We start from the raw sequence: 12,911 nt of genomic DNA on the forward strand, positions 1-12,911 counted from the left end.
TTGATATTTACATTACTTCTTTGCGTGCTAGACTACCACGTAATTACAAAGTGCTCAATAATCGCTAGCTAAATCAATTTATTAACAAGTTTATAAAAGACAACTTTTAGTTGCAGGAAGTTATGAAACTCAAACTATCTAAGCTAAATATTGCAGTGGTAAGTGCAATTACTCTTTCACCTTTCGGCGTTTCAGCGGAAAGTAACGACCAAGTCCAAGCAATGGAAACAATGGTTGTTACCGCAAGCCGTTCTCAACAGCTGCTTAACGACGTTCCTCGCTCTGTGACCGTTATCGACCAAGCACAACTTCAATCTCAATTGAACCAAAGCCGCAGCATCAACGATGTGCTTTCAACCTTGGTTCCAGGTATGGGGACTTCTGTTCACGGTAACCTGAGCAGCAAAGGTCAAAACCAAATCCGTGGTCGTCGCGTTCTGCTATTGATTGACGGTGTTGCACAAAACAACAGCTTCCTAGATTTTGGCCAAGAGCTGTCGGCGATTGATCCGCAAAACGTTGAGCGTATCGAAGTTATCCGCGGTGGTTCTGCGGTATACGGCCTTGGCGCACAGGGCGGTATCATCAACGTGATCACCAAAATGCCAGAAGAAGGCGCAGTAGAATATCGCACTAAAGTTGGCACAAGCTTCCAAGAGTTTGGTAGCGATGCGTTCACTTGGAACGTTTACCAAGAAGCGACTGGCGGTGATAAGAAAGATCAATGGCGTTTAGGTCTGGGTTACGAGCAACGTGGCGGCAGCTACGATGCTAACGGTGACCGCCTACCTTCGGTAAACAACGAAGATGACATGGACAACCTAAACGTAAACGGCGTTTGGAACCGTAACATCGACGAAGATCGCTCACTGACTTTGACTGTTGGCGTTCGTAACATTACTGACAACGACGGTTGGTGTGCAGCGAATGGCGATGCAGCTAACGGCAAACCTGCAGAAGCGGTTCACTGTGGCCCTGGTTACAACAACGGCGTTGCAGGCAAAGATGGCGCGAAACCAAACGATGTGACACGTACGTTCGCTAACTACCAAGCACGTTACCAAGATCTGGGCTTTAGCTTAGGTATGCTAGATGTAACGGGTTACTGGATGACTCAGGACACTGAGACGTTCACGCTTGCGATGAAAGACAAGAACCCAAATTCTCCAACCTTTGGTCAAACGCTATACGGCCACAACGAGACAGATTTTGATCGTTTCGGCGTGAAAGCCAACATCTCTAGCCAAATTGATTGGGCATTCGTGACTTGGGGTATGGACGTTGAACAACAGTCGTTCAAACAGCCAAACAGCGTCGGTTTCTACAACAACACACCGGATGTAGAGCAATTTGCTATCGCACCATTCGCACAGTTCACTACTGATGTAAGCGATAACACGGTTCTTTCTTACGGTATCCGTTACGAGTACGTTCGCCTAAGCGTGGATGATTTCACGGTAGGTAACACGCACAACAATGCAGGTGATCAAGTTCAAGGCGGTGATCCGTACTTTGACAAGTTCCTATTCAACATTGGTGTGACACACGATCTGACCGACAACCACCAGCTGTTTGCATCTTTCGCGCAAGGTATGTCAACGAACGAAGCACTACGTGACATTCGTTCTGGCAACAGCTCAACAGTTGAAGGTGCTATCAAGCCAATTACTACTGACAACTACGAAGTGGGTGTGCGCGGTTTCCTTGGTGAAGCGGACTACTCTCTTGCAGCGTTCTACAGCGAATCTGACCTAGGTTCGACACTAAACGTAAACGAAGCCGGCGATGCGCTAGAAAGTACTCGTGCACCAGAAAAAGTTTGGGGTGCGGAAGCAACGCTTGGTTACAGCATTCTTGCTAACCTTCGTACAGACAGCACGATCTCTTGGCAAGAAGGTGAGCGTAAACTTAACGAAGACAGCGGCTGGGAACCACTAGACGGCACGCGTATCGCACCATTGAAAGTAACGTCTGTTATCAGTTACGACGCTTACGAATTCGGTCGCTACAACATGACGCTGGTTTACTCAGGCAACCGTGATAAAGAAGATGAAATCACTTCTGGCGCGGAATACGCAGTAGACAGCTACTTCGTTGCAAACGCTGGTGTGGACTACGATCTTCCGTTCGGTACGTTAAGCTTCGCTGTTGAAAACCTATTCAACGAAGACTACATGACGGCGTACGCGCAATCAGAGCGTAACAACTCACGTTACTACAACGCACCGGGTCGTCGCTTCCACTTGAACTACGAAGTGAAATACTAAACTTAAAACACAGAAAATGCGCGTAATCAGATTAAGCGCATGTCTTTCACTTCTACTGTTATATTCGTGATTTATTACCTTAAAATTCAAATTAGTGCCGGGTACTAGCTTTGTTTCCTAAATCAGGCAACTAAATCTTCAACCCATGAGCTGAGCAGCTAAGTTCACTCATATACTTAGGCTAATAGCCAGCCTCGCTACAGAACAACCAATTGGAAACACAACAACCAAGCTTTAATCACCCGCTGTTAACGGACATTTTTAATTAAGAGACTGTTCAGCTATGGAAGCAAATCAAGCAAGGGAACCAACCTGGAAGACCTCGCCTATTTAATGACTTAGCGATTACGATGGCTCCTATGGTTAAGCATGTATTTTCATTGCCGCTTAGTTAAGTTTGAGAAATTACAATGCTCAAGTTGGAAAAACCTACGCCATGATAGAAGTGTTAAACAAACTCACTTAGCTAGGTATTTCATCCTAAAGCAGATATAAAATAGCCCCTTCAAAAATGTCATAAACTTAAAAAGCAATAGACTTATGAAGAGGCAATATCAAATTATGGTTGCACCAAATATCAATATATGGTTGCTTTTTACACTTGTTACATACAGTCGATTTACTCTTTACCGAACACGTTGTTCTCTTGTTCTTGAACGCGGATGAATGTAGTACGCTTGGTTAGCTCTTTAAGCTTTGCTGCACCTACGTATGTACATGTTGAGCGAACGCCGCCAAGGATGTCTTGAATAGTGCCGTGAACGCTACCACGGTATGGCAATAATACGGTTTTACCTTCGGCCGCACGGTAGCCAGCGACACCACCTGAGTGCTTGTCCATCGCGCTCTTCGACGACATGCCATAGAATTTCATGAACTTCTCGCCGTCTTTCTCGATCACTTCGCCGCCTGACTCTTCGTGACCCGCTAGCATCCCACCTAGCATTACGAAATCCGCGCCACCACCGAATGCTTTCGCTACGTCACCCGCACAAGAACAGCCACCGTCACCGACGATCATGCCACCAAGGCCGTGGGCTGCATCACCACACTCGATGATTGCAGAAAGCTGCGGGTAACCAACACCCGTTTTTACACGAGTTGTACATACAGAGCCTGGGCCGATACCCACTTTAACGATGTCTGCACCAGCTAGGATTAGCTCTTCACACATATCACCAGTAACCACGTTGCCTGCAGAAATGACCTTGTCTGGGAACTCTGCTCGCACGCGTTCAACATACTCGACCAAATGCTCTGAGTAACCATTTGCAATGTCGATACAAATGAAAATAAATTCATCTGAAAGCGCCATGATGTCTTTGGTTTTTTGGAAGTCTGCATCAGATGTTCCCGTAGACACCATAACGTTATTCATGGTTACTTTATCTGCTGATTTAGCAAACTCAGCCCAATCTTCTACCGTGTAATGTTTGTGAACAGCGGTCATTACACCATGCTCAGCCAGCGCTTTAGCCATTGCAAAGCTACCAACCGAATCCATGTTTGCTGCGATTACTGGCACACCAGACCATTGACGACCACTATGCTTGAATGTAAAATCGCGGGTTAAATTTACTTGAGAACGGCTCTTAAGGGTAGAACGTTTCGGGCGAAACAGTACATCTTTAAAACCTAACTTAAGTTCTTGTTCGATACGCATTGTGTAATTCCTTGATTCATATGTATATGTGTCATTTCAGAGTGCGTAGTGACTTCGTTGGCAGACGAGTTCACTGTTCTTCGGACACAAAAAAACCGGAGCGTTGGCAGACGCTCCGGTTTTCAGCATTATAGGCTGTGATTTATTTCCTACAAGTCTGATATTTGAATTTTTTTTGTGATACCATCTGGAAAATCGCATATCAAAAACGCTCCCCAAGTCACCAAAACCTCTTATTATTTATAACTATCAACAACTTGAGAAAGCACTTAAGTTAACCCATTGCGCAAACCTTTGCGTCATATCTTAAAAATTAAAACGCATCACCTCTCAAATCTGCCTAAAACTCAATCACCTAATACTAAGATGCCCTGCTAATTCGTAAAAAAGTACTCAAAAAAATCGACCAATTTTCTCAGCAATGCATGAAATCTAATTAATTTCGATAGAGCTCTTGGGTGATAGCGGTACGAAGAGTGCTAACGACATCACTTGCCAAAAGACCAATTTGACCATTCTGACTCACGTTTATATCAGCAGCATGACTGTGAAGTACCACACCTAAACGTGCGGCAACAGAAATTGGTAAACCTTTGGCTAGTAATGCACCAATGACTCCAGATAACACATCTCCCATTCCCCCCGTCGCCATTCCGGCGTTACCCGCTAGACAGACGTACATTCTCGTTCCATCGTAAATAAGCGTCCCCGCGCCTTTTAAAACCACTACACCGCCATAACGCTCTTGCAGTTGTCTTGCAGCAGAGTATCGGTCACTTTCTATTTGTTGAATGGTTACATTTAGTAGTCGAGCTGCCTCTCCAGGATGCGGCGTGATCACTCGATGGTTGTCGCACACTAGAGTGCCATCGCATCGCTGGCTCAGCATCGCTAGAATATTGAGGCCATCAGCATCAACAACTTTAGGTTTCTGCTCTTGAGCCAGATATTGATAGGCTTGATAAGCCCACTCATCATCTCCAAAGCCAGGACCAAACACTAATACGTCAGCCCAGCGTATGCGTTTAGTTAAGTCGTTCTCAGTATCCCTGAGTAAGTCAGCGGTGATGCTCTGGCTCATTACTTCTGGGCAACCAACCTGCAGTGGAATAAGGCTACTCGTGTGAGTAATTGCGGCAGTTAAACCCGCTCCGGCTCTAATCGCAGCGGAGGAACATAAACGAATCGCTCCAGACATCCCTTGGTTGCCACCAACACAAAGCAACTTCCCGTTGTCACCTTTATGGACCGTTGGATTTGGCTTGGGCATTAATCTTGAAACAACCTGATGATCAATACCTAATGCACTTTCTACTTCGATAGTATCAAACTTAGTATTGACGCCTAAACCACAAAAGTAGAGCTCGCCAACTCGATCTCTCGCTTGTCCAGTGCATAAGCCTTGCTTAACCCCAATGAAGGTTACAGTATGCTCGGCACGAATAGCATCACCTAAAACTGCACCTGTATTAGCACACAGACCAGAAGGAACGTCGACTGCAATCACAGGGGTATGAATTTGATTAATTTGGTCAATATAGCGACGATACTCCGAACGAACCTCACCGCTTAAACCAGTGCCTAACATGGCATCGATGATCACATCTGCTTCTAGCAATGCGGTATTCCATTCATCCCAATCATTGTTAACACCGTCGATTGACTGCCAGTCTTGGTATGCGCGCAAAGCATCACCTTTTAGCACAGATACATCACCAATTTGGAAAACATGTACATTGAGTTGAGCTTGTTTCGCAAGAGATGCAAATACGTAACCATCGCCACCGTTATTCCCTTTACCGCAAATCACTAAGATATTTTTTGATTTAGGATACAGATGTAAAAAGCGCTCATACACGGCCATACCAGCGCGTTGCATTAAGCTATACATAGAAACACCAGCCATTTGCGCAGCCAGCGTTTCACCGTTTTTTACTTGCTCTGCGGTGTAGAGTTTTAGAGCGAGATTAAAGTCCATATTCACGTTCTACGCATTGGGAAACACAATTATAAGTATACAAAAAAGCCAAGGCGGACCTTGGCTTTTGAGAAAGTTTTTTATCGCTATTGATTCTGAGACATCAGAGCTTCAGCCGTCGCGTCTTGTATAGACAAAAACAACGAGTTGATTTTTCCAGTCGGTGTGCGCATTGGGTTCAACGTAACATTCTGGTACATAAACTCCGCTTGCTGCGTAACTGGTCGAACATTGCGACAGCAGAATAAGTAAGGTCGTTGTCGCCATGTGATGAAGCTGCGACAGCCTAGGTCATACACTGGTTTTGTTTTTAATTTAAACCACTCCTGTGGGATTTCAGGGAAGATATCAAATATAGAACGACCTATCGCATCATGAGACTGCAAACCACTGTGATGAGTCATAAACCCATTCCAGACCTGTACATTGTAATCTCGATCAATGACCACTAAGCCCATATCGACGTTTTGTACCATATCCACCATCCAATGGAGTTGTTCAAACTCTGCTGGCATATTCAACATTAGAACTCCTCCATTAGATAAGACAGTTTGTTATCAAGCAGCGGCAAGGATTCATCCACAAACATAAACAACAAGTCACAACGAATCGACGTTCCTTCAATGTTGTAGCTCACTTCGAATGTCATCGTGCGGCTGAATGCTCCAGTTGTAGATTCAATGATCGAGTCAATTGAGATATGCTGACCAAGGAGTACTGGTGGACTTTGGAAGAATCGGACTTCAGACTGCTCGCCTAAACCATTTAAGAACGACCCCACCAAAATATTAGAAATATCCATTAGCAGCTCAAGCTCTTCTAGCTCTTCGCTGTCTGCTGGTACTTTCATCAACTTTTTGAGATCAGATACGCTTGAGTCACTCAAGATCACTAGCGCTTCGCCAGCAATACCTTCGCCACAAAATCCCTGACAAACACCCGATACGTTGTCATGCGACGCCAAGTCGCGTAGGGCCATGTGAAGTTCGCTCACTTCAAAGATATTGACGTTCGGCAGAGGTAGTTGCACAAACACATCAAAGTGACGCGCCAACGCATCGGCTGCTCGACCAATTGAAACGTTAGCCACTTCCATGTAAATATCGCGACGACGTAAAATCGGTAACTCAATAGAGACAGGCGTGATAATTTGAGGACGAGGTTCTGGCTCGACCAACTCTTTAAGCGCCTTCTTGAGTTCATCTTTGGCAATCGGTTTTTGAATAAACGCTTTTGCACCCAGTGCGAACACGCGCTCTTTCGCTTTAGGTTGGATATCCCCCGACACCACAACCACCGGAGTTTTATCCCCCAACCGTTGCATGTGCTCTAGTGTTTCAAAGCCATCCATTTCTGGCATGGTCAAATCAAGAAACATCAATTTAAACTCGTTTTTTTCGAGTTCTTCTAGCGCGTTTTTTCCGTGGATAGCAAACGTAATATCGGCATTCAATGTGGCTGGTAGTGATCTCGCCATCTGTTTGCGTGCTAACGCTGAATCATCACAGATGAGTACGGGAAAAGACATTCAATCACCTTTTTATATTCCACAATCTGCGCCGGAGTCTAACAGATTGTTACAGCATGTAATACGAGAAAACTGACGAGTTTTTTATTTCTTTATTATTCGATAAGCATACGCAATATGAATGAATGAGTGAACAAAATGACTAAAAAGCAAGCATCACATTCGCTGTTTAGTGACATAAAACAAACATGGGTAAAACTCCTCCACCCAAAGTAAGCAAAAAGTTGCAGCAAACATCCAAAGCCCATTTTTGCTCGAATTTCATTCTTTCCATTTCCATAATGGGTAAACAGTAACGCGCTAAAACTAAAAAGGCACCCTGATAGAGGATGCCTTTAATAACAATTTCATCGATAAGATATCAATTCTATGGCACACCGTGACCTTTAGAAGCCACCCATACTCGATACCATTGCTCTCGAGTAAGTTCGATATTCAATGCATTGACTGCAGTTTGCACACGCTCGATTTTACCAGAACCAATGATTGGAATAGGGTTAGATGGCAAACGACGTACCCAGGCATAAATTACTTGGTCAATACTCGCTGCGCCCACTTCTTCACGAATTGCTTCTAATTCGTTACGGACACGAACAGCTTGCTCACTGTCACCACTAAAAATTGAACCACCACCGAGGCAAGACCAAGCCATTGGTCGCGTGCGCAACATTTGCATTTGATCAAGCGTTCCATCGTGTGCAACCTCAAAGTTAAGTGGGTTGATTTCCACTTGGTTAGTAACCAACGGCTTACCTAAGCGAGATTGCAGCAGTTCAAACTGGCGTGGAGTGAAGTTAGACACGCCAAAGTGCTTCACTTTGCCGACTTTATGAAGCTCAGAAAATGCTTCTGCAACCTCGTCTGCATCCATTAACACGTCAGGACGATGAATTAAAAGTACGTCGATTTCATCCACATTCAAACGTTCTAGCGAGTTATTCACCGATTGGTAGATATGTGCTGAGCTCGTGTCGTAGTGATTGATCTTACGCTCTGGCGTTTTATCGCCACACAAATTGATGTCGCATTTCGTCACGATCTGAATTTGCTCACGAACACTCTTGTCTAAAGCTAACGCTTCACCAAACAACGCCTCACACTCGTAATTACCGTAGATGTCGGCGTGATCGACTGTCGTAATGCCTAACTCAATGTGTTGCTTAAGAAATGACAAACGCTCTTGAGCCGTCATTCCCCACTCAACTGCACGCCAATATCCTTGAACCAGCTCTGAGAACTCTGGGCCTTTTGGTGCAGTTACTACTTTTGCAACCATGGGTTTTCTCCTTCAATTGATCTGCATTCATCGTAGTCTTGTTTTCGTACCGGCTCAACGGGTAAACTTTCGCAATTCGAACTGGAGTACGAAATATGTCTTTTGCCCAACGCCTAGCCACCCTGATCGGAGAAGAAAGCATCAGCGGGTTCGCTCGACGCGTCGATGTGTCTGAAGCTTTAATACGCAAATACCTTAAAGGCAGTGAACCTAGCCTAACTAAAGCAAATCAAATTGCAATGCGCGCCAATTGCTCTCTCGAATGGTTAGCAACGGGATGCGGTTATTTATATCGCCGTGCTGAAGTCGTGGATATGGATGCGTACAAACTTGCCTTTCAACACGTTATGAATCAGCCGTTGTCAGACGATGCAGAAGAGCTACACCGCAAGCTAATTGCAGGATATCAATACCTGCGCGCTCACAAAAAATCGGATGGTTTTTTGGATGAATCAGCAATGGCGACCTTCCTATCTCTCCATAAAGAATCTAAAAACGAGTCACTTTGACCTCGATAATTTCGCCATCACTGCGCAAGTGCACATTTAAGGACGGTGATGGCGTCAGAAACTCGTCCGGTTTTACCCAAAGCAAACTTCGAATCGTTTCTTGTGGATAGCGGTTCATCAACAAAATAACTTCTTTATCGACAAGCTCGGAAGATTTCTTTTCCAGAGCTTCAACGACATCATATTGCTCTTTTCCGATAGTGACTCTGCGTAAAACTAACCCATCCTTTCTTAAGTTGAGAAGTAAGTCATTCAGACGCTGCCACTCGTATTCAGTAAGAAACGAGAACTGAGCACTTTCTCTTCTCAAAATCACTTCACCATACAAGTGCTGCTGGTAGTACGAAAAATCATCCAAACAAAATGCGTTGATAAACGTTGAGTTGTCTCGCAACTGCACTTCGCAACCATACCAGCTTCCACTTTTTTCTATACGTTCTTTTAAATTGGAATATGGCATTGCTGACAACGTGTCTTGCCACCAGCTCGGCGTTGAAAGTGCCGGAAACGTTACCGAACAACAACATAAAGAAAGTAAGAGTCGAAGATAAAAGCGCATGCACTGCTCTAGTTGGTTGACATCGAACCAAGACATTACTAACTGCAAGAAAATGTTCAAGAGAAAAATAGTGGCAGGTGGCGATGAAAGTTATGCTGATGAAAGTTATAACGCAGAAATTAAGAAGGCGCACATGTTCGTGCGCCTCTACCTCGTTACTCAATCGTGAGTGTGCGAATCGGCGATGTCTATTGATGCATCCCGAACATAAAACGAGGACTTACCGTAGGGTTTGAATCCATCCAAATTGTGTGTAAAACTTCACATCCCTCCTTCTGAAGCAGTCATGTTGCTTTACAATTAAAGCATGGTTCATTTTTCTCAAAAAACAAGTTTTTTATCCTAAATTATGAGAGCAATAGCACAATCTGAGTGAATGAATAATATCGCGACACTTCGAACACTCAATAGTGAAAAGCTAAATTGCATCTTTATTGATTAGGTCTAGACTCTGCGAAGCGTATACTTTCTTTCGTCCCTTCCCCCAGCAACAGGAGAGCTTGTTAATGACCAAACGCGAGAGAATTGTGAAATCTGTGTTGGCGCACGTACCGAAAGATGCGATTAACCAGTTTGTCTCTCGAGGGTCAACACCATTTTCTGTTCTCATTATGGCCGCCATTGTGGGTACGTTGGCTGGTTTTGTCGGTACGTATTTCGAGCTTGCCGTTCATTTCGTTTCTGAAACACGAACAGAATGGTTAAGAAGCGAAATTGGTAATGTTCTACCGTTGTGGCTGGCAGCGGTTCTCATTAGCGCACTTTTAGCTTTTATTGGCTATTTTCTTGTGCACCGCTTTGCGCCAGAAGCGGCAGGTTCTGGTATTCCTGAAATCGAAGGGGCAATGGATAATATTCGTCCAGTGCGCTGGTGGCGAGTTCTACCAGTAAAATTCTTCGGCGGCATGGGCGCACTTGGCTCAGGTATGGTGCTGGGTCGTGAAGGCCCAACCGTTCAAATGGGTGGTGCTGTAGGTCGAATGGTGACCGATATATTCCGGGTAAAGGATGACGATACCCGCCACTCCCTGCTCGCTTCTGGTGCTGCTGGCGGTTTGGCTGCGGCTTTTAATGCCCCACTCGCAGGCATTATGTTCGTTGTGGAGGAAATGCGACCTCAGTTTCGCTACTCTTTGATCTCAATTCGCGCAGTGATCATTTCTGCCATTATGGCGAACATAGTGTTTCGCGCCATCAACGGGCAAGACGCCGTTATCACTATGCCGCAATACCAGTCGCCAGAGCTTCAAACCCTATGGCTGTTTTTATTGCTTGGCGCATTGTTTGGCGTGTTTGGCGTGATCTTCAATAAACTGATTACCGTGGCACAAGACAGTTTTGTCGCAATTCACAAAAACGATCGTAAGCGCTACTTGATTGTAGGTTCGTTACTGGGAGGCGTGTTTGGCTTGCTTCTTTTGTACGTACCCCAACTAACTGGTGGTGGTATCGGCCTTATTCCTGACATTACTAACGGTAACTACTCGGTATCCATTTTAGTTTTGCTTTTCTTTGGTCGTGTAATTACAACCCTGCTCTGTTTTGGTTCTGGTGCGCCGGGAGGCATCTTTGCACCTATGCTTGCTCTGGGAACCTTATTTGGCTATGCGTTCGGAGCAAGTGCTGATGTCTTACTCCCTGCGCTTGATATCGAGCCTGGTGTATTTGCGATTGCGGGCATGGGTGCCCTGTTTGCAGCAACGGTACGTGCACCGATTACAGGTATTCTGTTAGTGATTGAAATGACGAATAACTACTACTTAATCCTGCCATTGATCATTACTTGTTTGGGCGCTGTGATTATTGCTCAATTGTTGGGTGGACAACCTATTTACAGCCAGCTGCTGCATCGCACAATCAAAAACGAAAAGTTACGCCAACAGGATCTACCGGAGAATCAATCAACATAACATTCTCTTTGTTATCACTTCGCTCCAGACTATCGAAGGGTTTGGAGCGATAAACTCTGCATTTTTACATCTTTTCCCAAATATTCGATACCAAACTCACAAAATTATCATTCTCTGATATTTGCTCACCACCTTTCATGAGAAACCCCTCTCCATACTTGTTAGTATTCGCTACTTAAATAGAGCATTTCATCCAAATCGTCATGTTTCGTTTCATTCAGGCAAAAATCAAATGGAGTAGATTTGAACTGGAGAAGACTTGTGCAGTTTTATAGTGTCCCGCCGTCTCAAGCCGCGTTGGCACTAGGTATGATAGGTTTAGGGCAAGCTTGGGCACTCTATGTTCCTGAGATTGGTGAACCGATACGTCCATTTTTGGCGTCACTCGGCGCACTTTTACTCGCCCCTGTACTCATAAAATATGCCGCTAATCCACGATTATTCATGGTCGACATTCGTCACCCGCTGAGTGGTAGTTTAATGGCACCAATGAGTATGGCGTTACTGATCCTTGCAGATTACCTTGCCGCTGTAGCGCCTATCATCGCTTATCCACTTTGGTTTATGGCGCTTTTGCTGCATTTTACTATGATGGTGCTGTTTTTTAGCTTTCAGCTAATGAACTTCAAAATGTCCAATATCGTACCGAGTTGGTTTCTTTATCCGGTGGGGCTGATCAGTAGTTCACTAGCCGGTTCTCAACTAGGTCACAACTTATTTTCCGAAACGTTAGCGATGATGTGCATCGGCATTTATTTCTTCATGCTGCCACTCGTGTTGTATCGTTTGGTGTTTTTCGGCTCTCTACCAAGGCGAGCAAGACCGACCCTCGCGATTATGGCCGCGCCGGTAAACTTGTCATTAGCAGCATACTTGGTGAACTTTCCCTTACCTGATCCGATACTGACAGGCGCATTGGCCGGGATCGCCATCACTATGACTTTATTGATCTACTTATGTTACTTCCGCTTACTTCGCTTGAAGTTTCAACCTTCTATCGCGGCAGTAACCTTTCCTTCCGTGATCAGCGCTATCGCAATGCATCGCTTAACCTCTTTTTTTGCCGAATCGCACCCTCACTGGCACTGGCTACACGACTTTGGTTTTCTAGAGCTCAGTATCGCGACTGTATTGGTTGTTTGGGTATCGGCAGGTTACGTCAAAATGTATTGGCCAGAAATCATGAAGTCATTTTCTAAACAAGCATAAAAAAAGGATGGC

At 44.8% G+C, this 12,911-nt stretch carries 10 protein-coding genes; 4 read left to right on the forward strand and 6 right to left on the reverse strand.

Features of this window, described 5'->3' with window-relative positions:
* Positions 1-122: 122 nt before the first annotated feature.
* A complete protein-coding gene (locus R7P80_RS09840) occupies positions 123-2,267 on the forward strand; it encodes a TonB-dependent receptor (protein WP_225491553.1) in 2,145 nt (714 codons plus the stop codon).
* A gap of 619 nt (positions 2,268-2,886) precedes the next feature.
* Here the strand turns inward: R7P80_RS09840 and R7P80_RS09845 are convergent.
* The 5 genes from R7P80_RS09845 to R7P80_RS09865 form a co-directional block, all read right to left on the reverse strand.
* Positions 2,887-3,930 carry a GMP reductase gene (locus tag R7P80_RS09845; protein WP_005373458.1) on the reverse strand — a complete coding sequence of 348 codons (1,044 nt, stop codon included), beginning with the start codon at positions 3,928-3,930 and terminating at the stop codon, positions 2,887-2,889.
* A gap of 436 nt (positions 3,931-4,366) precedes the next feature.
* Positions 4,367-5,908: a bifunctional ADP-dependent NAD(P)H-hydrate dehydratase/NAD(P)H-hydrate epimerase gene (locus R7P80_RS09850; protein WP_005387691.1), complete on the reverse strand. Its 1,542-nt coding sequence runs from the start codon at positions 5,906-5,908 to the stop codon at positions 4,367-4,369.
* Positions 5,909-5,994: 86 nt separating this feature from the next.
* A complete protein-coding gene (locus tag R7P80_RS09855; protein WP_225491552.1) occupies positions 5,995-6,432 on the reverse strand; it encodes a PAS domain-containing protein in 438 nt (145 codons plus the stop codon).
* Positions 6,432-7,436 carry a response regulator gene (locus tag R7P80_RS09860; RefSeq protein ID WP_005373466.1) on the reverse strand — a complete coding sequence of 335 codons (1,005 nt, stop codon included), beginning with the start codon at positions 7,434-7,436 and terminating at the stop codon, positions 6,432-6,434. Before R7P80_RS09860 ends, R7P80_RS09855 begins: the two co-directional genes overlap by 1 nt.
* A 367-nt stretch (positions 7,437-7,803) precedes the next feature.
* Positions 7,804-8,712: an aldo/keto reductase gene (locus R7P80_RS09865; protein WP_005387688.1), complete on the reverse strand. Its 909-nt coding sequence runs from the start codon at positions 8,710-8,712 to the stop codon at positions 7,804-7,806.
* A gap of 95 nt (positions 8,713-8,807) precedes the next feature.
* On the opposite strand from R7P80_RS09865, the gene R7P80_RS09870 reads away from it, so the two are divergent.
* Positions 8,808-9,221, forward strand: coding sequence for a helix-turn-helix domain-containing protein (locus R7P80_RS09870; RefSeq protein ID WP_005387686.1), 414 nt, complete (start codon positions 8,808-8,810; stop codon positions 9,219-9,221).
* On the opposite strand, the gene R7P80_RS09875 is transcribed toward R7P80_RS09870, so the two are convergent.
* Positions 9,202-9,816 (reverse strand): hypothetical protein, encoded by a 615-nt coding sequence (locus R7P80_RS09875; protein ID WP_080996737.1) that lies wholly within the window; start codon positions 9,814-9,816, stop codon positions 9,202-9,204. The genes R7P80_RS09870 and R7P80_RS09875 overlap by 20 nt on opposite strands.
* A 470-nt stretch (positions 9,817-10,286) precedes the next feature.
* On the opposite strand from R7P80_RS09875, the gene clcA reads away from it, so the two are divergent.
* Positions 10,287-11,690 (forward strand): H(+)/Cl(-) exchange transporter ClcA, encoded by a 1,404-nt coding sequence (gene clcA / locus R7P80_RS09880; protein WP_005373473.1) that lies wholly within the window; start codon positions 10,287-10,289, stop codon positions 11,688-11,690.
* Between the two features lie 261 nt (positions 11,691-11,951).
* A complete protein-coding gene (locus R7P80_RS09885) occupies positions 11,952-12,899 on the forward strand; it encodes a TDT family transporter (protein WP_005373475.1) in 948 nt (315 codons plus the stop codon).
* Positions 12,900-12,911: the final 12 nt, after the last annotated feature.

The sequence above is a fragment of the Vibrio sp. 2092 genome, from assembly GCF_033339635.1.
Taxonomy (GTDB): domain Bacteria; phylum Pseudomonadota; class Gammaproteobacteria; order Enterobacterales; family Vibrionaceae; genus Vibrio; species Vibrio alginolyticus.